Raw genomic sequence first — 21,934 nt, forward strand, 5'->3', positions numbered from 1 at the left:
GGAGGATGGAGAGGTGACCCAACTCCATGATCTGTCCTCCCGCGGTTTCGCCTCCGACAACTACTCCGGCATTCATCCGGAAATTCTGGAGGCGATGAGCCAGGCCAACGGCGCCCACCAGATCGCCTACGGCGAAGACGTCTATACGGCGCGGCTGCAGGAGGTCTTCGCCGACCAGTTCGGCGCCGGCGTCGAAGCTTTTCCGGTGTTCAACGGGACCGGTGCCAACGTCACCGGGCTGCAGTCGATGCTGCCGCGCTGGGGCGCCGTGATCTGCTCGGCCACGGCGCACATCCACAACGACGAGGGCGGAGCCCCCGAACACGTCGGCGGGTTCAAACTGCTGCCGGTAGTCACCCCCGACGGCAAGCTCACCCCGGAACTCATCGACCAGGAAGCCTGGGGCTGGGGCGATGAACACCGCGCCCAGCCGCTCGTGGTGGCCATCACGCAGACCACGGAGCTCGGCACCGCGTACACCGTTGACGAAGTGCGCGCCATCGCCGATCACGCCCATTCCAAGGGAATGACGCTGCACATGGACGGTGCCCGCATCTCCAACGCCGCCGCGAGCCTCGGGGTGCCGCTGCGGGCCTTCACCCGTGACGCCGGCGTCGACGTGCTCAGCTTTGGCGGCACGAAGAACGGCATGATGCTGGGTGAGTGCATCGTGGTACTGAACCCGGCGGCATCCACTGGATTGAAGTTTCTGCGCAAGTCGAACATGCAGCTCTCCAGCAAGATGCGCTTCGTCTCGGCGCAGCTCATCGCGCTGCTCGAGCGCGACCTGTGGCTGCGAAACGCCTCCCACTCGAACAAGATGGCCGCCCGGCTGCGCGGCGCTCTCGAAAGCGCCATCGCCGATGGCACCATCACCGGCCTGGCCTTCAGCCAGGCCACCCAGGCCAACGCCATCTTCGCCACCCTGCCGGCCGGCGTCGCCGACCGGTTGCGCGAGTCGTTCAGGTTCTATGACTGGGATGCGTCGAAGAATGAGGTGCGCTGGATGTGCGGCTTCGACACCACCGAGGACGACATCGACCAGTTCGTCGCCGCAATCACCCGGGAGTTGTCATGACCTTCAGGGACCAGCCCTGGCTCGCCTCGTACGCGCCAGGCGTTCCCGGCACGATCGAGGAGACCACCGAAACTCTCACCGACATGATGGAGACCTCGGCCGAACGGTTCGCACCGTGCATCGCTTTGGACTTCTTCGGCGAGACCACCACCTACGCCGAGCTCGGCGAAGAGATCTCCCGCGCCGCCAACGGCCTGCGCAAACTCGGCGTGAGCCCCGGCGACCGCGTTGCCATCGTGCTGCCGAACTGCCCGCAGCACGTCGTTGCGTTCTACGCGGTGCTGCGCCTCGGCGCCATCGTGGTCGAGCACAATCCGCTTTACACCGACCGGGAGCTGCGCCACCAGTTTGAAGACCACGGCGCGAAGGTCGCCATCGTCTGGGACAAGGTCTACGAGTCGGTGCGCTCTTTTCCGGGTGATATGGGGGTAGCGGATGTCGTCACCGTCGACCTCACCCGCGCCATGCCGTTCTCGAAACGGCTGGCCCTCAAACTGCCGATCAAGAAGGCGCAGGACGCCCGCGCCTCGCTCACCACCGCACCCGGAAAGGGCGCGATCAGCTGGGAGTCGATCGTGGGCGCCCGCAAGCTGCACCCCTCGCACCAGCGCCCGCTGCTAACGGACACCGCCGTGCTGCAGTACACCAGCGGCACGACGGGCACCCCGAAGGGCGCCATTTTGAGCCACTACAACCTGCGCGCCAACGCCGCGCAGGGTTCCGCCTGGGTGGCGGGCCTCCGCCCCGGCGATGAAACGGTCTACGGCGTATTGCCGATGTTTCACGCCTACGGCCTCACCCTGTGCCTCACCTTCGCGATGAGCATCGGCGCCCGCCTCGTGCTGTTTCCGAAGTTCGATGAGAAGCTCGTGCTCGACGCCGCCAAGCATGCGCCGCCCACGTTCCTGCCAGCGGTACCGCCGATCTACGACCGCCTGGTCACGGCCGCACTAAAGAAAAAGGTGAGCCTCGCCGGCATCCGCTTTGCGATTTCGGGCGCCATGAACCTGCCGGTGTCGATCGTGGAACGCTGGGAGAAAGCCACCGGCGGACTGCTGGTCGAGGGCTACGGCATGACCGAGGCGTCGCCGATCGTGGCCGGCAACCCGATCGGCCCGAGCCGCCGCCCCGGAACGGTGGGCGTGCCGTTCCCCAGCACCGACATTCGCGTCGTCGACCCCGATGACCCCACGGTTGAGCTCGGCTTCGAAGAAGAGGGCGAGCTGCTCGTTCACGGCCCCCAGGTCTTCTCGGGCTATTGGGACCGGCCCACCGAAAGCGCCCAGGCGCTGCTGCCCGGCGGCTGGCTGCGCACCGGCGATATCGTGCGGGTCTCCGCCGACGGCTTCATCACCGTCGTCGATCGTATGAAAGAGCTCATCATTACCGGCGGTTTCAACGTGTCGCCCTCTGAGGTGGAAGAAGCGCTGCTGTCGCACCCCGACATCACCGATGCGGCCGCAGTCGGCCTTCCGAGCGCGAACGGCGGCGAAGACGTCGTGGCTGTGGTGGTACTGCGCCCTGAAACGGAACTCGACGTGGCCGCGGTGCGCGAGTACTGCCGCACCCGGCTGTCGGCCTATAAGGTGCCGCGCCGCATCGTGGAGGTCGACGACCTGCCGCGCAGCCTGCTCGGCAAGGTGCTGCGCCGCGAGGTGCGCAACCGTCTGCAGGGCAAGTAGCCGGCGCAGCTAACCGTGGTTGGGGCAGTAGGACCGTAGCTGCTTCTGGTACAGGGTCTGCGGAAGAAAGTCCTGCACCTCACCCATGGTCGGTGCCGGTGCCGGCTGCCCACACACCAGCATGGTTGCGTTCAGGCCGTTTCCACTGGTTGTCAGCAGTCCGGAGCCCACGTCGACCCCGGCACAACTGAGATCAAAGCCGACCTGAATTTGATCGGTCGCGAAGCCGATGATGGTGGTTCCCTCCAGAGGGACGGACGGTTTAGCCCCCTCGAAGTCAACCCGCGGATGCCCAAGGTCGGTGATATCCGTCTGGCCGGTGCGTTCAAATTCCGCCAACAGAAAATCGATCCAGTCGGGCTCGAAATAGTCGCGTGAGAGCAGATCGTCGCTTACAAGGCTCGAGGTATAGGTGAGCGCGGTGTCGACAGTAGACTCCGTGCCGTCGGCGGCGACGGTCAGTTCACGATGGCCGAGAGCGGCCGGCTCGGCATCCTGCAGTGGGTGCCAGGTCAGCTGTGCATTCTTCTGGCTGCAGGCGACCGGCTCCGGACTTGAAACGGATGCCGTCGGCGTCACGTCCGCAGGAAAAAAGGCGCTGCAGCCGACCAGCGCTAAGACGACCGTGGCCGCCGCGGCCAGTCCTCCGATGGAACGAGCGCTGGCCTGTATCTTCACGGTCTCCCCCTTTTATCGTCACATCGCGTTATGACACCCTAGACGGAATAGTGCGCACCGTGCAGCGTTATAGATCGTGGGTCAGCGAAGTCCCGCCTACATTCCTCGATCAAAGGATTCGCCCATGACCCTCATCACCGACACCTCGCGCCGCGCCGACACCCAGTCGCCGCTCATTGAGATTCTGGCCGAACGCTGGAGCCCGCGCGCCTACGACAAGACCGCCGTCATCGACGAGGCCACCCTCACGACCGTGCTCGAAGCGGCCCGCTGGGCGCCCTCAGGCAACAACGGGCAGCCGGCCCGCTTCATTGTTGCCCGCCGCGGTTCGGCCAGTTTCGTCAAGATCACCGATGCGCTGATGGGCTTCAACAAAGCGTGGGCCGATTCGGCATCCGTTTTGATCGTCAATGTGGCGCAACTGCCGGCGGAGGGCGAACGCCAGAACCCGTGGGCGAGCTACGACCTCGGCCAGTCCGTGGCTCATTTGTCGATTCAGGCCCAGCATGAGGGACTTCACACGCACCAGATGGGCGGATTCGACGGTGCCGCCATCGCCGCAGCCTTCAACCTCACGCCCGAGCAGGACGTCGTCACCGTCACCGCGCTGGGAGTGCTTGGCAATGCCGACGATCTCACCGCCGAGCTGCGCGAGCGCGAAGTTGCCCCGCGCAGCCGCAAGCCTCTCACCGAGCTGCTGCTCGTCAACGACTAGCGCGCAGCGCGCGGCCCACGGAGTAACAGCGTCGGAATCAACGACCCGACAATGATCACGGCAGTGAGCCACGCGAGGTGCACGTCGAGCGGGAACGGCCAATACATGGTCACCCCCACGCCGACAAGGGTGAGAACGAGCGCCCCCAGGGCCGGCCACCAAACTCTCCGCCACGCCACCACCAGTGCCGCGGCGGGTAGCCAGTAGGCGACTTGGCTGCCCGCGCCCATGCCCCGAACCATGTCGGCCGGTGCCAGCAGAAACGAAACGGCGTCGACCCAGGGTGCGAAGAACATCGCGGCACAGTGAAAAACCAGTGCAAGCCCGCTGACGAACGCCAACACACTCCACAGCCATCCCACGCGCACCGAACGTTCTCGCAGCAGAGGGTGCCCCACCACGAACCGCAAAATCGCGGAGGCGATGGCGAAGGCCAGTAGCCCTCCCCAGAGAAACGGTTGGTTCACAATTGTCCCTCCAGAGCGGGCCAGACGGTGGGTCAGGGGCGGAGCAGCACCTTAATAGCGCGGCGCTCGTCCATGGCGGCGTAGGCCTCGGCCACCTCAGCCAGCGGCAGCTGCAGGTCGAAGACCCGGCCAGGGTTGATCTGGCCGGAGAGAACCTCCGGCAGCAACTCCTCGACATAGCTCCGAACGGATGCGACGCCTCCGTTCACCCCCACGTTGTTTCCGAAGAGGGTGCGGATCGGCAGTTCGGCGCCGCCGTTGGGAACGCCGACGTAGCCGACCATTCCGCCGGGGCGAGCCGAACGAATGGCCTGGTCCATGGATTCCTGGGTTCCGACGCACTCGAGCACATAGTCGGCGCCGATACCGTCGAACAGAGCCTTGACGGCGGCAGCACCCTCATCGCCGCGCGCTTCGACAATGTCGGTCGCGCCGAATTCGCGGGCCACAGCCTGGCGGTCGGCGTGGCGGGACATGGCCACGATGCGGCTCGCACCGAGGCGCTTGCTGGCAAGGATGGCGCAGAGTCCGACGGCTCCGTCACCAACGACGACCACGGTTGAGCCCGGCTCCACGCCAGCCGAGACGGCCGCGTGGTGCCCGGTGCCCATGACGTCGGCGAGGGTGAGCAGGCTTGGAACGAGGTCATCGCTCGGAACCGTGGGCGTGGCAACGAGCGAACCATCGGCGTGGGGAACACGCACGCGCTCGCCCTGGGCTCCGTCGGCGAATCCGCCGAGCTGGTCTTCGGCGCCCCACCAGCCGCCGTTGAGGCAGGAGGTGCTCACGCCGTTCTGGCAGTTGACGCAGGTGCCGTCACAGTCGTAGAAGGGGGCAATGACGAAGTCTCCCACCTTGATCGTCGAGACATCGGCACCAATGGCTTCGACGATGCCGACGAATTCATGGCCGATACGGTGCGGCTCTTTGGTGGGGGCGATCCCCCGGTACGGCCACAGGTCGGACCCGCAGACGCAGGCGGCGACCACCCGAACGATGGCATCGCCACCGGTCGAGAGGACGGGTTCGGGAACTTCTTCGAGGCGAACATCCCGTTCGCCATAAATCACAGTTGCGAGCATTGTTCGAGCCTATCCGGGCGAACCTGTGCCTCGCCTCCGTGTTTGTTGTTCGCGCGAGAGCGGGAAATGTGCTGCTTCAGTGCTGCTGAAGCGATGAATTTCCCGCTCTCGCGTTACGGGTTAGAGCAGGTCTTCTTCGAGGGGAACATCGAGCAGCGCGGGAGCGGATACCACGGTGAGCGCATCACCGTCTTCCGCGAGCGCCACCAGCACCGTGTCGCCGTCCCGAATATCGCCGGCGAGCAAGGCCCGCGCCAGGCGGTCGTCGATCTCGCGCTGCATCAGGCGCCGCAGTGGACGAGCACCGTAGATCGGGTCGTAACCACGCTCGGCCAGCCAGCGGCGGGCATCCGGTGTCACGGCCAGCTCGAGGCGGCGCTCGGCGAGCCGCTTCTGCAACCGGTCGACGTCGAGTTCGACGATCTCACCGAGCTCGTCGGTCGTGAGCGACGAGAACACCACGATGTCGTCGAGCCGGTTGACGAACTCGGGCTTGAAGGCCTGCCGCACCAGGCCCAGCACGGCCTCCTCCTTCTGCTCCAACGACAGGGTCGGATCGACCAGAAACTGCGAACCGAGGTTTGAGGTGAGCACGAGGATGGTGTTGCGAAAGTCCACCGTGCGACCCTGGCCGTCGGTGAGGCGACCGTCGTCGAGCACCTGCAGCAGTACGTCGAACACCTCGGGGTGCGCCTTCTCTACCTCGTCGAACAGAATCACCGAGTACGGGCGACGTCGCACGGCCTCGGTGAGCTGCCCTCCCTGCTCGTAACCGACATACCCCGGAGGCGCTCCGACCAGGCGGCTCACCGAGAACTTCTCGCCGTACTCGCTCATGTCAATGCGCACCATGGCTTTTTCATCGTCAAACAAAAACTCGGCGAGCGCCTTGGCCAGCTCGGTCTTGCCGACGCCGGTCGGGCCTAGGAACAGGAACGATCCGGTCGGCCGGTCGGGGTCGGAGATGCCGGCGCGCGAACGTCGCACGGCATCGGCCACCGCCCGCACGGCGCGCTTCTGGCCGATCAGGCGGTGGGCGAGCTCATTTTCGAGGTTCAACAGCTTGTCGGTTTCACCCTGCAGCAGTCGGCCGACCGGAATTCCGGTCCAGGCGGCGACCACGGCGGCAATGTCCTCGCTCGTGACCTGGTCGTTGACCATGCGCGGGCCGACGGATTCTTCCTTCTCGGCGTCGGCGAGCGCACGTTCCATCACCGGGATATCGCCGTAAAGCAGCCGGGAGGCCTTTTCGAGGTTGCCCTCACGCTGGGCCCGGTCGGACTCGATGCGCGCGGTGTCGAGCCGCTCGCGCAGTTCGCCGACCCGGTTGAGCGAGGCCCGCTCGTTGTCCCAGCGCGCCTGCAATTCTTTGAGGCTGGCCTGGCGTTCGGTCAGGTCATCGCGCAGCTTGACCAGCCTCGCCTTCGAGGCGTCGTCCTTCTCCTTCTTCAAGGCGAGCTCTTCGAGCTTCAGGCGGTCGACGCTGCGCCGCAGCTCGTCGATCTCTACCGGCGAGGAGTCGATCTCCATGCGCAGCCGGCTCGCGGCCTCGTCGATCAAGTCGATGGCCTTGTCGGGCAGCTGGCGCGCGGTGATGTACCGATTCGAGAGGGATGCCGCGGCCACGAGGGCAGAATCGGCGATCGTCACCTTGTGGTGGGCTTCATAACGTTCCTTGAGTCCGCGGAGAATGGCGACGGTGTCTTCCACCGACGGTTCGTCGACGAGCACGGGCTGGAAGCGGCGCTCGAGCGCGGCATCCTTTTCGATGAATTCGCGGTACTCGTTGAGGGTCGTGGCACCGATCAGGCGCAGCTCGCCGCGGGCCAGCATGGGCTTGAGCATGTTACTGGCCGCGACGGAACCTTCGCCGCCGCCCGCGCCCATGAGGGTGTGTAGTTCGTCGACGAAGGTGATGATCTGCCCGTCGGCGTCGTTGATCTCCTTGAGCACGGCCTTGAGCCGCTCTTCGAACTCACCGCGATACTTGGCGCCGGCCACGAGGGCGGCCAGGTCGAGGGAGACCAGCTGCTTGTCCTTGAGGGAATCGGCCACATCGCCGGCCACGATGCGCTGGGCCAGGCCCTCGACCACGGCCGTCTTGCCGACGCCGGGCTCACCGATGAGGACCGGGTTGTTCTTCGTGCGTCGGGTGAGCACCTGGCTGATCCGGCGAATCTCGGCGTCGCGCCCAATCACCGGGTCGAGCTTGCCGCTACGGGCGATGTCGGTGAGGTTCACCCCGTACAGTTCGAGGGCCGTCTTGGCGTCTTGCTGCGGTGGTTGCTGACCGGCTTGCATTCGCTGTCTCCTCTAAAGTTGAGCCTTGCTGACTCAAGTTTAGTACCAGACGGCTGGCCACCGAAATAAGCAGCCCCGAACTAAATAATTGAGCAGTTTGTTCGGCAAATCGCCCCTAAAACCAGTCAAATAATGCAGTTTGTGTCGTTCATATTGGTCGAATTGTCAATCTTCTGCTCGTTCACTACGCTCTGAATCAACCCGTCATTGCCGACGTCTCACTCGACGCGCATGTCTGGCACGCCCGTCACGAGTGAGGTTGAGAGATTATGGTGCAGCAACGCGAGGCCATCAGCAGGTTGCCGGCCTACAAGCAGGGCGCCGCGGCCGGCGATTCGGGGGCGTATAAGCTCTCCAGTAACGAGAATCCGTACCCACCGCTCGCCTCGGTAACGCAGGCCATCGCATCCGCTCTCGGGGAGATTCACCTGTACCCGAGCATGGCCGTGACGGAGGTCACCGACCGCATCGCGGCGCGGTTCGACGTGTCGGGCGACAACGTGGCCTTCGGGGCCGGTTCGGTCGAGGTCTTGTCGCAGATCATCCACGCGAGCGCGGGAGTCGGCGACGAGGTCATCTTCGCCTGGCGGTCGTTCGAAGCGTACCCGATTCTGGTGCAGGTCGCCGGTGCGACGCCCGTAGCGGTCGCCCTCACCGCGGATGAGCGCCACGACCTGCCAGCCATGGCCGACGCCATCACGAGCCAGACCCGGCTGATTTTGGTCTGCAACCCCAACAACCCCACCGGTGCTTTCGTCACGGCCGACGAACTGCACGCCTTCATGGCGCGGGTGCCCGAGAATGTGCTGGTCGTCGTCGACGAGGCCTACGTGCACTTCAACCGGGACACCGCCTCGGCCGTTGGCATCGACTTTTTTCGCCGCTACCCGAACGTGGCCGTGCTGCACACTTTCTCCAAGGCCTACGGCCTGGCCGGTCTGCGCATCGGCTACGCGATCGCGCCCACCGCGGTCGCGGCCAACCTGCGCCGCGTTGCCCTGCCGTTCGGCGTGACCGCCCTCGCCCAGCGCGCCGCCCTCGCCTCCCTCGACGCCGAAGCCGAGCTGGCCCTGCGCATCGACGAGATCGTCGCCGAACGCACCAGAGTGCTCGCCGCACTTCGGGCGAGCGGATGGCGCGGCGCCTCCTCGCAGGGGAACTTCGTTTGGCTGCGCACCTTCAACGACACCGACCGGGTAAACGCGGTGTTCATTGCCGAAGGTATCCTGGCTCGGGCTTTTCCCGGCGAAGGCCTGCGCGTGACGATCGGCACGGCAGAGCAGAACGACCGTTTCCTGGTCGCCGCGAGCGCCGCTCTCCCTCCCGCCGCCGTCTAACCACCCTCAACGTTCGGCCGCAGGTTCCCGCGCGCCGTGTCAGCATGAATTCAAAGGAGAATTTTCCAGCATGAAGCACACCACATCGCTATCAGCCCTCGCCCTGGTCGCCGCGGGTGCCCTCGCACTGAGTGGCTGCGCGGCCAGCGAGCCGGCAGCATCCACTGCAGAGGACATGATCACGATCGGCATCAGCCAGATCGTGCAGCACCAGGCACTCGACGACGCCCGCGAGGGCTTCAAGAAGGCCTTTGCCGACGCCGGCTACGTCGAGGGCACCGACATTGAGTTCGACGAGCAGAACGCGCAGGGCGAGCAGGCCACCGCGAGCACCATCGCAGCCAAGTTCGCCGCTGACAAGGTCGACCTCGTGCTCGCCATCGCCACGCCCACCGCGCAGGCCGCCGCTCAGACCATCATCGACATCCCCGTACTGTTCACCGCGGTGACCGAGCCCGAAGAAGCCGGACTGGTCGAAAGCTGGGAGAAGCCGGGCAGCAACATCACCGGAACCAGTGACCTCAACCCGGTCAAGGAGCAGCTCGAACTGATTCAGGAGATTCTGCCTGACGCCAAGTCGGTCGGCGTGATCTACAGCTCGGGCGAGGTCAACTCCGACGTGCAGGTTGAGCTCGCCAAGGAAGCAGCGAAGGACCTCGGCCTGACCATCAAGGAGGCCACTGTCACCAACTCGAGCGAGGTCGCCCAGGCCACCGAGTCGCTCGGCGACGTCGACGCCATCTACATCCCCACCGACAACCGCGTCACCGAGGGCCTTGAAGCCGTCATCCAGTACTCCGAGGCGAACCAGATTCCGCTGTTCGGCGCCGAAAACGGGCAGGTCGAGCGTGGCGCCATCGCGACCTACGGCATCAGCTACACCGACCTCGGCTACCAGACCGGCCAGATGGCCCTCCGCATCCTCGAAGACGGCGAGAACCCGGCGGACATGCCGGTGGAGACCCTCGACACAATCGAATTCATTCTCAACCCGGCCGCTGCCGAGCGCATGGGCGTGACCCTCTCCGAGGAGCTCATTGCCAAGGCCGACCGAATCATCGAATAACAGCCGCTCCTCGACTAAAAGGAATAACCAGATGAACGCGGCTCTCGAACTCGGCCTGCTCTACGGAATCATGGCGTTGGGTGTCTACCTGACCTTTCGAATCCTCAACTTTCCCGACCTCACCGTCGATGGAAGTTTCACGACCGGGGCCGCCGTAGCCGCGTCGCTCATCATCAACGGCGTGCCCGCTCCCCTCGCCACCCTTGCCGGGGCGGCGTCGGGGGCGGTGGCCGGCCTGGTCACCGGTGTGCTGTACACCAAAGGCCGCATCGACGGCCTGCTCGCGGGCATCCTGACCATGATCGCCCTGTGGTCGATCAACCTGCGCATCATGGGCAAATCTAATTTGCCCCTGTTGCGGGAGGATACCCTGATGACCCCGCTACGTGACGCCGGTCTGCTCGGCGGGGCCTGGAGCATCCTGATTTTCGCCGTCGCCGCCCTCGTCATCAAGTTCGCGATCGACTGGTTTCTCAGCACCGACCTCGGCCTGTCGATTCAGGCGACCGGCAACAACGAGCAGATGATCCGCAGCCTCGGCGTCAACACCCACCGCACGACCATCCTCACCCTCGCGATCTCGAACGGACTCGTCGCCCTGTGCGGCGCGCTCATCGCGCAGTACCAGGGCTTCGCCGACGTCAGCATGGGCATCGGCCTCATTCTGGTCGGGCTCGCCTCGGTCATCGTCGGCCAGGCCGTCTTTGGGCGTCGCAACATCTTCCTCGCCTCGCTGGCTGTCATCGGCGGCGCCGTCATCTACCGCCTGGTGATCTTCTTCGCCCTCGGCGCCGGCCTCAACCCGAACGACATGAAGCTCATCTCGGCGCTGCTGGTCGTCGCCGCGCTGCTGCTGCCGCGCTGGGGTTTCCTGAAACGCATCCCCTCGCTGCGTCAGATGCGTTCCGCCGCCGCCGTGAAACCTAACTACGTGAAAGCCAACTAGGAGTCTCATGCTGCTCATCGAGAACATCACCAAGACTTTCTTTCCCGGCACGGTCAACGAACGCGTCGCGCTGAACGACGTGTCGCTGCAGTTGAACACCGGTGATTTCGTCACGGTCATCGGCAGTAACGGTGCCGGCAAATCCACGCTGCTCAATATGATCAGCGGCAAGCTTCCGATCGATTCCGGCGACCTGTCAATCGATGGCAGTTCAGTCAAGCGGATGCCCGACTACGCACGTACCGCGTACGTCGGCCGCGTCTTCCAGGACCCGATGGCCGGCACAGCGCCCGACCTGAGCATCGAGCAGAACCTGGCGCTCGCGCTTCGCCGTGGCAAGCGTCGCGGGCTGGCCTGGGGCGTCACCCACAAGCGCCGCGAGTTCTTTCGCGAAGAGCTTCTCTCGCTCGAGCTCGGCCTCGAAAACCGGCTCAAGGCCCGGGTCGGGCTGCTCTCCGGCGGCCAGCGCCAGGCGCTGTCACTGCTCATGGCGAGCTTCACCCAGCCGCGCATCCTGCTGCTCGACGAGCACACCGCAGCGCTTGACCCCCAGCGGGCCGAACTGGTCACGACGCTCACCGAGAGCATCGTCGCCAAGCACCACCTGACCACCCTCATGGTCACCCACAACATGGAACAGGCGCTTCGCCTCGGCAACCGGCTCATCATGATGCACGAGGGGCAGATCATTCTCGACGTCGACGCCGAGCGCAAGGCCACCATGACCGTGCCCGACCTGCTCGCCGAGTTCGCCAAGATCAAGGGCGCGTCCCTCGACGACCGGGCGTTGCTCGGGTAGTTGGAGACGACGAGGAACGCCGACTCGGCGCTGCGTAGGTGCGCGGGCCGAGTCGGCGGCTTTTGCGGTTCTTGCGGCTTAGCGGCCGAGAAACTCGATCGCGGCCTGCTTGAAGGCGCGGGAGCTCACCGCGTTCATGTGGGTGCGGGCGGGCAACCAGAGCACCTCTGAGTCGGCGGCCAGCGCCGCGAGCTCGGCGGTTCCGGTCGCGAGCACGTCGCGGTCGCCCGTGACGAACAGCAGAGGCCGCACAGGAACGGATGCGCCGGGCTCGAAACGTTCCTGCTTAATCGCAGCGACCAGCCGCAACAGCGCGGGGGTACTAGCACCCGGCGCAAGCTGCATCAGGGTCATCAGCGAGGCGGTCGACTCGTGGGCGATCTCCTCGGAGTCGGATAGAAATATTAGAGCCGCATCGAGATCGAAGTCGGCGAGCGGATCCTCGGCGCTCATGCCGCCGAGGACCGCGCGATTGACCAGGTCGGGCCGCTCGGCGGCGAGTTCCCAAACCAGGCGCGACCCGAGGGAATAGCCGACCAGGTCGACGCCGGAGGCTGGATCGCCCGCCTCGCGTGGCCTGGCACCGGCGAGGGCGAGCACCTCGAGAACGGCGGCGCGCAGGCGGCTGGGGGCGTAGGCATCCGTTTCGAGCGGTGCGGCGCTCTCGCCGTGGCCGAGCAGGTCGACAGTAAATACACGCCGGCCGGCGGCAGTGAGGTCGCGCAGCCAGCCGGTCGCCTCCCAGTTGAGGGCGGTCGACGAGGCGAAACCGTGCACGAGCAGCACCGGGGCAAGGCCAGCGTCGACGGCGGGTTCGTGCTGCTGCCAACTGGTGAGCATTTTCTAGTCCTCGTCGAGCACGGCCGAGAGGCGTACGCGGCGTTTCGGCGCGGCCTCGGCCGGCACGGTTCCCACGATGCCGGCAGAATCGTCGGCGACCGTGAACGTGATCAGCGGAGTGTCAACGAGCACCACGTCGCCGGGCTCGCCGTGCAGCGTGAGCACGATGCCGGCGATCGGTGACGGCAATTCGACCGACGACTTCGTCGTTTCCACCTCGACGAACGGCTGGTTGCGTTCGACCTGGTCGCCGACCTTGACGAGCCATTCGAGCACGGTCGCTTCGAGCAGTCCCTCACCGAGGTCCGGCAGGGGAAAAGAGATTTCAGCCACGGCGGTACTCCAATACGCGTTGAACTCCGAACAGAATTCGGTCAATGTTGGGAATGTATTCGTCCTCCAGGTCGCCGGACGGGTACGGCACGTCGAAGCCGGTCACCCGCTCGACCGGTGCCCGCAGCGTGTCGAAGCAGCTCTGCGAGACGAGCGCGGCCACCTCGGCGCCGAGGCCAGCGGTGTGCGGCCCCTCGTGCACGACGATGGCGCGACGGGTACGCGAAACGGATGCCGCCAGCCCGGCTTCGTCGATCGGCTTCAGCCAGCGCAGGTCGAGTACCTCGAGTTCGATGCCGTCTTCCGCGGCCAGCTCCGCCACCTGGAGGCAGCGGGAGACCATGGCGCCCCAGGCGATGAGGGTCGCATGCTTGCCCGGGCGGGCAATCACCGAGCCCTCGAGGGCGGAAGTGTCTTCGTCAGCAGCCAGGTCGACCCTGGCCTTGTTCCAGTAGCGCGCCTTCGGTTCCATGAAGATGACCGGGTCGGGCATCGAGGCGGCGTGCTTGAGCAGGTGATAGGCCTGCTGCGGGTTGGCGGGCGACACGACCTTGAGTCCCGGTACGTGCGCGAACAGCGATTCGAGGCTTTCGCCGTGATGTTCGGGGGCGCGAATTCCGCCGAAGCTGGGCACCCGCAGCGTCACCTGCATCGGCAGGGTGCCACGGCTGCGATAGTTCATGCGAGCCAGCTGGGTGATGATCTGATTCACGGCCGGGTAGGCGAAGCCGTCGAACTGCACCTCGGGAATCGGGTGAAAACCCGCCATGGCCAGCCCGATAGCGGTACCGAGAATGCCGGACTCTGCCAGCGGGGTGTCAAAGACCCGGTTCGCGCCGAAGCGCTGCTGCAGGCCGTCTGTCACCCGAAAGACACCGCCGAGCACGCCGACGTCTTCGCCGAAGATGAGGGCGCGGTCGTCGGTGTCGAGAATCTCGGCGAGCGCGCGGTTGATGGCCTGCTGCATGGAGAACTGCAGGAGCGGCGTCTCCCGCACGAGTTCTAACGTGTCAGACATGCTCGGATTCCTCTCTCCACTGGCGCGCCTGGGCGCCGAGCGTCGGGGTTGATTCTTGAAAAACGAAGTTGAACATTTCGCTTCCGGGGCGGCTTTCGAGGGCCACCACGCCGTCGCGAATCGCGTCGGCCCGCGTTTGGGCATCCGCGTCGGTTTTGTCGAAGAAGGCCGCATCGGCCACGCCCTGCTCGACCAGCACCGAACGAAACCGCCTGAGCGGATCTTCGCCGCCGTCGATTTTCTCGTCATCGAGGGTGCGGTAGCGGCCCGGGTCGTCGCTCGTGGAGTGCGGGCCGCGCCGATAGGTCATGGCCTCGACCACGACCGGGCCGAGTCCGGCGCGGGCGTGGACGACCGCGCGCTGAGTGGCGTCCAGCACGGCGAGCACGTCGTTGCCGTCGATCCGCAGGGCCGGCATGCCGTAGCCAGCAGCGCGAGCGGCGACCGAGCCGCCGGCCACCTGCTGCTCGGTGGGCACCGAAATGGCCCAGCCGTTATTCTGCACGAAGAACACCACCGGCGCCTTCAGAATGGCGGCGAAGTTCATGGCCTCGTGCACGTCACCCTGCGAGCTCGCGCCGTCGCCGAGAAACGCCAGACCAACGCCGAGACCGTCCGGCGAGGCCCCGTTCAAAGTCTGACCGTGCGCCCAGCCGACCGCGTGCAGCACGGATCCGCCGACAACCGCCTGAAATGGCGCGAAGTGGCTGGCGACCGGGTCGTAGAGCCCGCCGTGCCAGATGGCCTTGTGGGTCGACATGTACTCGACCATGTTCAGGCCGAGCGTGTACGCCACGCCCATCTCGCGGTAGGTCGGGAAGACGAAGTCTCGGGTCGTGTCGACGGCGAAGCCAGCGCCGACCTGGGCTGCTTCCTGGCCGAGCATCGGCGCGTAACCCGGAATGAGACCCTGCCGCTGCCAGGCCACGGCCGAGGTATCGAGCTGGCGCACGTTCGCGAGCATTCGGTACAGGTCGCGGAGGCGGGCCGGGCCTGGAGCTGCGGCATCCGCTTGAGAAGGGGGCAGGGTGTCGAGCGTGGCAGCGAGTGCGCGAGGCGCCATGCTGGCTCCTTCCATCGATGGGCGGGTCAGAGTAAAGTTAGTGACTTTGCCCAGCGTTCGCCACAGTGACTAATTGGAGTGCACAATCTGCGAATAATTGTGCGTATTTGAGTTAAATCACCGTACAGTTAGTACATTCATCACCACAGCATTACCGGCACGCGAAAGGTCACCTCATGGACATCGATTCCTTGGATTCCCGCCTCGTCACCCTGTTCTGCGAGCGCCCCAAGCTCTCGGTGCTCGAGGCCTCGCGCCGGCTCAAGGTGGCCAGGGCAACGGTGCAAGCCCGGCTCGACCGGCTGATGAGCCGCGGGGTGATCAAGTCGTGGGCTCCGGCGCTCAACCCGAGCGAGTTCGGGTTTCCGGTCACCGCCTACTGCTCGCTCACCGTGCGGCAGGATGCCGGCCACGCCGTCGTCGTCGCGGCCCTCGCCAAGATTCCGGAGATTCTCGAACTGCACACGGTCTCCGGCGACAGCGACATGCTCGCTCGGGTCGTCGCCCGGTCAAACGCCGACGTGCAGCGGGTGCTCGACCTGATCGTCGCGACGCAGACGGTCGTGCGCTCCTCGAGCGTGATCGTGCTGCAGACCCACATCGAGGCGCAGGCTCTCGCCCTGTTGCAAGCCACCGCCGCTCCCACCAGCGCCTCCGGACCGGCCGATTTTCGTGGCTAATTCAGGAAATTTGGCGACCTCCGGCTCGCGGCGCCCAGACGAGTGCGGCGAAACCATTCCGCCCAGGAGGATCTCCTGAATTAGCCACCGCGCAGCCCCGTGAGACACCAGGTTGAGCGCGGGCGGGCAGCCTCCCGTGAGATAATAAGGGTTGGTCCCTTTTTCTTACGGAGCTCCCACACCTATGGCCCATTCCCTCAGCACGCACGAGATCGCCCGCATCGTCGGCAGCCAGTCGTTCTCGCGCGGTGAACGATACGCCCGCAACGGACACGTCACCGAACAGTCCTGGGCCGCGTCGGGAACACACCTCACCGGTCGCGTCAGCGGCACCAGCCCGCAGCCATACACCGTGCTCGTGTCGTTCACGCTGAATGCCGCCGGCCAGGCCGTTCGAGCCAGCGGTACCTGCACCTGCCCGATGGGGAGCAACTGCAAGCACGTCGCCGCTCTGCTTCTGGCCAGCCGCAGCACGCCCGCCGAACTGAACGCCGAGCGCTCCGCCTCCAACGTGCGGGCCATCGGCGACCGCCGCACCCCCGTCTTCGAATCGACCTTCGTGCCGGCCGCCTACCAGCCGCCCGCCCCGGCCCCCGTTGTTCCCATTCGCCCGCCGGTCCCCGCCTGGCGCGCCGCCCTGGCTCCTTTGGCCAAGCCGACCGGCGAGGCCTCCATCAGCACGGCCCTCGCGCTGCAATTCGACCTGCTCGACCCCGCTTACAGTCCCAACCGGCGCCCTGGACCCCGTCGCCTCGGCGCCCGCCCCATGGTCATGGGCAAGAAGGGCAAGTGGATTCGGGGCAACCTCACCTGGGACAACCTGTCTTGGACCCCGGGTACCTACAACCGCGGTCACCGCAAGATTCTTAACGCCCTCTACGCCCTCTCGGCCACCGGTCAGCGCTATTACAGCTACACCGACCACTGGCTCTACCTCGACAACTTCGAGAACAAGGCCCTCTGGGACCTTCTGCACGAAGCCCGGTTGAGCGGTCTGCCCATGGTCTGCGCGACGGATGCCCAGAATCCCGTTCTGCTCTCCCCGACGCCGGCGGCGCTCGAGATCGACATTCGCCGCGACGCCGAGGGGCTGCTGTTGACCCCACTGCTCGTACTGAACGAGCAACTGCATCGCGGTGCCGATTTCGGATTTATCGGGGACCCTGCGCACGGTGCGTACACCTTCATGAGCCCGGCCGACCCGCTCGCGACCGGCAAGCAGCTCACTCTCGCCCCGTTGAATGCGCAGGTCAGCTCCGAGATTCGGGCCCTCGCGGTCACCGGCGGCTTCGACATCCCGGCCGACGATGAGGCCGCGTTCCTCACCGACTACTACCCATTTCTCCAGCAAAAACTGAGCCTGACCAGCCACGACGCCTCATTTGAGCTGCCCAAGACAGCCCGCCCGCAGCTCGCACTCACCATCACCCACCAAACGGATGCCCGCATCACCCTCGCCTGGGAGTGGCAGTACGTCGCGCCCACCGACACAGCCAAGTCCGCCGCGGCAACCACTGCTGCGACCGGCGGCTTGGGCGGAGCTACTGCGACCGGCCCGGCGGAGGCATCCTCTTTTGTTGCCGCTGCCGACCACGCCGACACCACGACTGCCGCGGTTGCCATTGAAGCCGTGCTGTACCGCCACCCCCTGCGCCCCACGCCGGGCGACACCCGCTTTCGCGATGCGACCCGCGAGAGCGACATCCTGCATGAGGTCGAACGCACGATTGCGTCGTTCGTCGCCCTCTGGCAGCCCGCCACCCCGATCAGCCGGGCGCGATTGCTCGAGCACTCCGAGCTGCGCGGTGCCGTCATGATCAGCTTTCTCGGTGAGACCGTGCCGAAGCTCGAAGCGGCCGGCATCGTCGTGCAGGTCTCGGCCGACGCCCCGAGCTACCGCGAAGCCGACGAAGCGCCCGTGATCAGCCTCGCTACCTCCGAAAGTACCGATACCCGTGACTGGTTCGACCTCGCCGTCACCGTGACGATCGAGGGCGAAGACATTCCCTTCGACGACCTCTTTCGCGCGCTGGCCACCGACCAGGACCTGATGATCCTCGACAGCGGCACCTATTTCAGCCTCGACCGGCCCGAGCTGCAGCAGCTCCGACGCCTGATCGAAGAGGCGCGCGGTCTGCAAGAGAGCAACGCCGGTACGCTCGGCCTCAGCCGTTTTCAGGCCGACCTCTGGGACGAACTGCAGCTGCTCGGTGTCGTCGCCGAACAGGCCGCCACCTGGCGCAGCGCTGTCGAGGGATTGTCTGAGGCCGCACCGATCGCCGAACGTGCGCTTCCGCCGGCCGTGCACGCCACCCTGCGCGCCTACCAGCAGACCGGGTTCGACTGGCTCAGTTTTCTCTACGACCACCAGCTCGGCGGCGTGCTCGCCGACGACATGGGGCTCGGAAAGACCTTGCAGGCCATCGCCCTCATCGCCCACGCTCGCGACACGCAGCGCGCCTCGGAAGGCACCGCCCGCAAGCCGTTCCTCGTCGTCGCCCCGACAAGCGTCGTGTCGAACTGGGCCACCGAGTGCGCCAGATTCGCACCCGACCTCGCCACGGTCGCCATCACGCAGACCGCTGGTAAGCGCGGCTCCAGCCTGCAAGACGAAATGGGCCAAGCGGATGTCGTGATTACCTCCTACACGCTCTTCCGCCTCGATTTCGAGGAGTACAACGCCCAGGACTGGGCCGGCCTGCTGCTCGACGAAGCCCAGTTCGTGAAGAACCACCAGAGCAAGGCGCACGTCTGTGCGCGCCGCCTGCGCACCCCGTTCAAGCTGGCCATCACCGGCACCCCGATGGAAAACAACCTGATGGAACTGTGGTCGCTGCTGTCCATCACTGCGCCCGGCCTGTTCCCGAGCCCCAGCCGCTTCGCCGACTACTACCGCAAACCCATTGAAACGGATGCCGACGCCGACCGGCTTGCGCAGCTGCGCCGCCGCATCCGCCCATTCATGCTGCGGCGCACCAAGGCCGAGGTAGCCAGCGATCTGCCCGAGAAGCAGGAACAGGTGCTCGAACTCGACCTGCACCCGCGGCACCGCAAGGTCTACGACATGCACCTCGCCCGCGAGCGCCAAAAGGTACTCGGCCTGATCGAGGACATGAACGCGAACCGGTTCGAGATCTTTCGCTCGCTCACCATGCTGCGCCAGCTCAGCCTCGACGCAAGCCTGTACGACGCGAAGTATGACGCGATCCCGTCGACCAAACTCGATGCCCTTCTCGAACTGCTGGAGGACACTGTCGCTGAGGGCCACCGCACGCTCATCTTCAGCCAGTTCACCCAGTACCTCGGCAAGGCGCGCGACCGACTCGACGCCGCTGGCATCAGCTACTCCTATCTCGACGGCAAGACCCGCAACCGGGCCAAGGCCATCAGCGACTTCAAAGAGGGCACCAGCTCGGTCTTCCTGATCAGCCTCAAGGCCGGCGGATTCGGCCTCAACCTCACCGAGGCCGACTACGTCATTCTGCTCGACCCGTGGTGGAACCCGGCGACCGAGGCCCAGGCCGTCGACCGAGTGCACCGCATCGGCCAGACCAAGAACGTCATGGTCTACCGCCTCGTCTCCAAAGACACCATCGAGGAGAAGGTCATGGCCCTCAAGGCCACCAAGGCACGCCTGTTCGAGAGTGTCATGACCGACGGCGCCCCGGCCGGCACCGCCCTGACCGCCGCCGACATCCGCGAGCTCCTGGCCTGACTCGCCCTGCCCGCCTTCCCGGCGCACCTATATGGACGGGGCCCGGGCCCTGGGCCCAGTTTATAAACTGGGCCCAGGGCCGCAAGGTGGGCCGGCAACCGCCGAACGCCCCGCTGGCGTATACAGGCTGAGCAGCCAGAGCTGACACCCAGCGTTCACCCAGCACCCCTAGACTGCACGCGACGGCCCCACCTCGCACCCTGCAGAAACGGTCCTATGTCCAACATCTTCGATCGGATCGACGCCCGACTCGCGACGACGCTCACCCCGAGCCGCCGCCTGATGCTGCAGCGGCCGCGCACCCTCGTGCTCGGTTTTCTCGGTCTCCACACGGTCTTCCTGTTCGCGCTGCTGCCGACCATCCTCACCGGCAGGGTTCTGGGAGACCTGCCGCTGTACCGTACCTGGGCTGAACTCGGCCTGGAGCACGGCGTGTGGCAGGGTATCGACGCCGAGTGGGTGTACCCGATCGGCGCCATGCTGCCGATCGCCTTGGCGGGCATCGCCGGCCCCCTGCTCTACCAACTGCTCTGGTTTCTGATGACGGCCGCGTTGAACGCCATCGCGGTCGGGGCGCTCACCGACTGGGGGCGCCGCCGTAGCGGCTTCAAATCGGCCTGGTACTGGCTGTTCGCGTCGTTTCTGCTGAGTCCGGTGGGATTGCTGCGGCTGGAAGGAATCACGGCGCCACTGGTCATCGTCTCTCTCCTGCTGCTCGCGAAACGGCCGGTTGTCGCCGCAGCCGTGCTGACCCTCGCCACCTGGATCAAGGTCTGGCCGGCCGCCGTCGTGCTCGCGGTGGTCACCGTCTCGCCCCGCCGTCGCACGGTGGTCCTCACCGGCGCGGCCGTGTCGGCGGGGGTGGCGACATCCGTTTGGCTTCTGGGTGGCTGGCAATTTCTCACCGGATTCGTCACCGAACAGTCCGACCGTGCCCTGCAACTGGAAGCGCCCATCACGACTCCGTGGGTGTGGCTGGCCACACTTGGCCACCACGGCACGGTCATCTACGAGAATTTCGCCATCGCCACCCGCGAGGTGAGTGGTCCAGGCACCACCCTCGTCGCCTCACTGATGACGCCGGTCATGTTCGGTACCATCGCGGCGATATTCGTACTGATGATCATTGCTCAGCACCGCCGAGCGGATGCCGCCCAGCTGTTGCTGGTCGGCGCCCTCGCCCTGGTCAGCGCCTTCATCGTCTTCAACAAAGTGGGGTCACCGCAGTACATGCTGTGGCTGGTGCCGGTGGTTGCGGTCGGTGTGGGCACAAGCTGGGCGGAGTGGCGCGTGCCCGCCGTGCTGATGCTGGCTATCTCGGGACTGACAACACTGATCTTCCCGATCTTTTACCTGCCGCTCATCGACGGCGACCTGTTCTCACTGCTGCTGCTCACCGCTCGCAACGCTCTACTGGTCGTACTGTTCGGCTGGTCGGTCAAGCATCTGGCGCGACTGGCCTGGGCTGCGCCGGGTCGAGAGATCTTGGCCCGTCGCACACTCCCAGTCGGCCAAGGCAGAATAGACGGGTGACCACGACGACGACCTTCGCCCTCATCCGCCACGGCCAGACCGATTGGAACGCCGCCGCGCGAATTCAGGGCGCCACCGACATTCCGCTCAACGACGTGGGGCGCGGCCAGGCAGCGGATGCCGTCGCCCCCCTGAAACGCTATGACTGGGACTTCATCGTCTCGTCGCCGTTGTCACGTGCGGCCGAAACCGCCGACCTCATCGGCGAACAACTCGGACTCGACGAGGCCCGGCGCATTCCGGGTCTGATCGAGCGCGACTACGGGCCAGCCGAGGGGCTCAGCGCCGGCTCTGAACTCGACGCACTGCGTTTCCCCGGCGGATTCCGCGGCGCCGAGACCGAGGAAGCTGTCGCTGCTCGGGGTATCGACGCCCTGCGCGAGCTGGCCCGCGAGCACCCTGGAGCCCGCATCATCGTCGTCGCGCACGGCACGCTCATTCGTTTGAGCCTCGCGCAGGCTCTCGATGCGCGCATCGAGAGCATCAGCAACGCCTCGCTCAACCTCGTGCACCATCACCACGCGCACGGCGACGACACTATCGTCTGGCAGCTCGACGTGTTGAACGGTGAGCCGCTCGTGCACGCCTGACCTGGTCAATC

Annotated in this window: 19 protein-coding genes; 11 read left to right on the forward strand and 8 right to left on the reverse strand. The window is 65.8% G+C overall.

What is annotated here, in order from left to right:
- Positions 1 to 13: 13 nt before the first annotated feature.
- Complete coding sequence (locus E3T29_RS06120) at positions 14 to 1,078, forward strand: low specificity L-threonine aldolase (protein ID WP_174774964.1); 1,065 nt, start codon at positions 14 to 16, stop codon at positions 1,076 to 1,078.
- Positions 1,075 to 2,760, forward strand: coding sequence for a long-chain-fatty-acid--CoA ligase (locus E3T29_RS06125; RefSeq protein WP_134344688.1), 1,686 nt, complete (start codon positions 1,075 to 1,077; stop codon positions 2,758 to 2,760). Before E3T29_RS06120 ends, E3T29_RS06125 begins: the two co-directional genes overlap by 4 nt.
- A gap of 9 nt (positions 2,761 to 2,769) precedes the next feature.
- Here the strand turns inward: E3T29_RS06125 and E3T29_RS06130 are convergent, their stop codons facing one another.
- Positions 2,770 to 3,438 (reverse strand): hypothetical protein, encoded by a 669-nt coding sequence (locus E3T29_RS06130; RefSeq protein WP_134344689.1) that lies wholly within the window; start codon positions 3,436 to 3,438, stop codon positions 2,770 to 2,772.
- A 124-nt stretch (positions 3,439 to 3,562) separates the two neighbouring features.
- Between E3T29_RS06130 and E3T29_RS06135 the strand changes: the two genes are divergently transcribed.
- Entirely contained in the window at positions 3,563 to 4,153 is a 591-nt protein-coding gene (locus E3T29_RS06135) for a nitroreductase family protein (RefSeq protein WP_134344690.1), read from the forward strand.
- On the opposite strand, the gene E3T29_RS06140 is transcribed toward E3T29_RS06135, so the two are convergent.
- From E3T29_RS06140 to E3T29_RS06150, 3 genes are all read right to left on the reverse strand, one after another.
- Positions 4,150 to 4,620 carry a hypothetical protein gene (locus E3T29_RS06140; protein ID WP_134344691.1) on the reverse strand — a complete coding sequence of 157 codons (471 nt, stop codon included), beginning with the start codon at positions 4,618 to 4,620 and terminating at the stop codon, positions 4,150 to 4,152. The two genes, E3T29_RS06135 and E3T29_RS06140, sit on opposite strands and share 4 nt — an antisense overlap.
- 32 nt (positions 4,621 to 4,652) lie before the next feature.
- On the reverse strand, positions 4,653 to 5,702 hold the full coding sequence (locus E3T29_RS06145; protein ID WP_134344692.1) for a zinc-dependent alcohol dehydrogenase family protein: 1,050 nt from the start codon (positions 5,700 to 5,702) through the stop codon (positions 4,653 to 4,655).
- 120 nt (positions 5,703 to 5,822) lie between these two features.
- The gene (locus E3T29_RS06150; protein ID WP_134344693.1) at positions 5,823 to 8,003 is read right to left on the reverse strand and encodes an ATP-dependent Clp protease ATP-binding subunit; all 2,181 of its coding nucleotides are present in this window, start codon (positions 8,001 to 8,003) and stop codon (positions 5,823 to 5,825) included.
- A gap of 269 nt (positions 8,004 to 8,272) precedes the next feature.
- Between E3T29_RS06150 and hisC the strand changes: the two genes are divergently transcribed.
- The 4 genes from hisC to E3T29_RS06170 all read left to right on the forward strand — a co-directional run bounded on the left by hisC (position 8,273) and on the right by E3T29_RS06170 (position 12,151).
- On the forward strand, positions 8,273 to 9,340 hold the full coding sequence (gene hisC, locus E3T29_RS06155; protein WP_198417720.1) for a histidinol-phosphate transaminase: 1,068 nt from the start codon (positions 8,273 to 8,275) through the stop codon (positions 9,338 to 9,340).
- Positions 9,341 to 9,410: 70 nt separating this feature from the next.
- A complete protein-coding gene (locus E3T29_RS06160) occupies positions 9,411 to 10,406 on the forward strand; it encodes an ABC transporter substrate-binding protein (protein ID WP_134344695.1) in 996 nt (331 codons plus the stop codon).
- Positions 10,407 to 10,437: 31 nt separating this feature from the next.
- Positions 10,438 to 11,352, forward strand: a complete 915-nt coding sequence (locus E3T29_RS06165; protein ID WP_104090026.1) for an ABC transporter permease — start codon at positions 10,438 to 10,440, stop codon at positions 11,350 to 11,352.
- A gap of 7 nt (positions 11,353 to 11,359) precedes the next feature.
- On the forward strand, positions 11,360 to 12,151 hold the full coding sequence (locus E3T29_RS06170; protein ID WP_134344696.1) for an ABC transporter ATP-binding protein: 792 nt from the start codon (positions 11,360 to 11,362) through the stop codon (positions 12,149 to 12,151).
- A 78-nt stretch (positions 12,152 to 12,229) separates the two neighbouring features.
- Here E3T29_RS06170 and E3T29_RS06175 read toward each other — a convergent pair whose 3' ends face one another.
- The 4 genes from E3T29_RS06175 to E3T29_RS06190 are packed head-to-tail and all read right to left on the reverse strand — an operon-like array spanning position 12,230 to position 15,405.
- Positions 12,230 to 12,991, reverse strand: coding sequence for an alpha/beta fold hydrolase (locus tag E3T29_RS06175; protein WP_134344697.1), 762 nt, complete (start codon positions 12,989 to 12,991; stop codon positions 12,230 to 12,232).
- Between the two features lie 3 nt (positions 12,992 to 12,994).
- Entirely contained in the window at positions 12,995 to 13,324 is a 330-nt protein-coding gene (locus E3T29_RS06180; RefSeq protein ID WP_092338258.1) for a biotin/lipoyl-containing protein, read from the reverse strand.
- Entirely contained in the window at positions 13,317 to 14,342 is a 1,026-nt protein-coding gene (locus E3T29_RS06185) for an alpha-ketoacid dehydrogenase subunit beta (protein ID WP_134344698.1), read from the reverse strand. The genes E3T29_RS06180 and E3T29_RS06185 overlap by 8 nt, the downstream gene beginning before the upstream one ends.
- On the reverse strand, positions 14,335 to 15,405 hold the full coding sequence (locus tag E3T29_RS06190; protein WP_134344699.1) for a thiamine pyrophosphate-dependent enzyme: 1,071 nt from the start codon (positions 15,403 to 15,405) through the stop codon (positions 14,335 to 14,337). Before E3T29_RS06190 ends, E3T29_RS06185 begins: the two co-directional genes overlap by 8 nt.
- 176 nt (positions 15,406 to 15,581) lie before the next feature.
- Between E3T29_RS06190 and E3T29_RS06195 the strand changes: the two genes are divergently transcribed.
- From E3T29_RS06195 to E3T29_RS06210, 4 genes are all read left to right on the forward strand, one after another.
- Positions 15,582 to 16,085 (forward strand): Lrp/AsnC family transcriptional regulator, encoded by a 504-nt coding sequence (locus E3T29_RS06195; RefSeq protein ID WP_134344700.1) that lies wholly within the window; start codon positions 15,582 to 15,584, stop codon positions 16,083 to 16,085.
- 184 nt (positions 16,086 to 16,269) lie between these two features.
- Complete coding sequence (locus E3T29_RS19955) at positions 16,270 to 19,800, forward strand: DEAD/DEAH box helicase (protein ID WP_134344701.1); 3,531 nt, start codon at positions 16,270 to 16,272, stop codon at positions 19,798 to 19,800.
- Between the two features lie 216 nt (positions 19,801 to 20,016).
- Entirely contained in the window at positions 20,017 to 21,333 is a 1,317-nt protein-coding gene (locus tag E3T29_RS06205) for a glycosyltransferase 87 family protein (RefSeq protein WP_134344702.1), read from the forward strand.
- On the forward strand, positions 21,330 to 21,923 hold the full coding sequence (locus tag E3T29_RS06210) for a histidine phosphatase family protein (RefSeq protein WP_134344703.1): 594 nt from the start codon (positions 21,330 to 21,332) through the stop codon (positions 21,921 to 21,923). The genes E3T29_RS06205 and E3T29_RS06210 overlap by 4 nt, the downstream gene beginning before the upstream one ends.
- The last annotated feature ends 11 nt before the right edge of the window (positions 21,924 to 21,934 follow it).

It is taken from the genome of Cryobacterium sp. TMT1-66-1 (genome assembly GCF_004403435.1).
In the GTDB taxonomy this organism is placed as follows: domain Bacteria; phylum Actinomycetota; class Actinomycetes; order Actinomycetales; family Microbacteriaceae; genus Cryobacterium; species Cryobacterium flavum.

What these genes read in the sequence shown, in the direction of transcription:
- E3T29_RS06160 (WP_134344695.1), top strand. Translation starts at nt 9,411, where the DNA reads ATGAAGCACACCACATCGCTATCAGCCCTCGCCCTGGTCGCCGCGGGT.
- E3T29_RS06135 (WP_134344690.1), top strand. Translation starts at nt 3,563, where the DNA reads ATGACCCTCATCACCGACACCTCGCGCCGCGCCGACACCCAGTCGCCG.
- E3T29_RS06150 (WP_134344693.1), bottom strand. Translation starts at nt 8,003, where the DNA reads ATGCAAGCCGGTCAGCAACCACCGCAGCAAGACGCCAAGACGGCCCTC.
- E3T29_RS06145 (WP_134344692.1), bottom strand. Translation starts at nt 5,702, where the DNA reads ATGCTCGCAACTGTGATTTATGGCGAACGGGATGTTCGCCTCGAAGAA.
- E3T29_RS06125 (WP_134344688.1), top strand. Translation starts at nt 1,075, where the DNA reads ATGACCTTCAGGGACCAGCCCTGGCTCGCCTCGTACGCGCCAGGCGTT.
- E3T29_RS06165 (WP_104090026.1), top strand. Translation starts at nt 10,438, where the DNA reads ATGAACGCGGCTCTCGAACTCGGCCTGCTCTACGGAATCATGGCGTTG.
- E3T29_RS06190 (WP_134344699.1), bottom strand. Translation starts at nt 15,405, where the DNA reads ATGGCGCCTCGCGCACTCGCTGCCACGCTCGACACCCTGCCCCCTTCT.
- E3T29_RS19955 (WP_134344701.1), top strand. Translation starts at nt 16,270, where the DNA reads ATGGCCCATTCCCTCAGCACGCACGAGATCGCCCGCATCGTCGGCAGC.
- E3T29_RS06195 (WP_134344700.1), top strand. Translation starts at nt 15,582, where the DNA reads ATGGACATCGATTCCTTGGATTCCCGCCTCGTCACCCTGTTCTGCGAG.
- E3T29_RS06205 (WP_134344702.1), top strand. Translation starts at nt 20,017, where the DNA reads ATGTCCAACATCTTCGATCGGATCGACGCCCGACTCGCGACGACGCTC.
- hisC (WP_198417720.1), top strand. Translation starts at nt 8,273, where the DNA reads ATGGTGCAGCAACGCGAGGCCATCAGCAGGTTGCCGGCCTACAAGCAG.
- E3T29_RS06170 (WP_134344696.1), top strand. Translation starts at nt 11,360, where the DNA reads ATGCTGCTCATCGAGAACATCACCAAGACTTTCTTTCCCGGCACGGTC.
- E3T29_RS06185 (WP_134344698.1), bottom strand. Translation starts at nt 14,342, where the DNA reads ATGTCTGACACGTTAGAACTCGTGCGGGAGACGCCGCTCCTGCAGTTC.
- E3T29_RS06175 (WP_134344697.1), bottom strand. Translation starts at nt 12,991, where the DNA reads ATGCTCACCAGTTGGCAGCAGCACGAACCCGCCGTCGACGCTGGCCTT.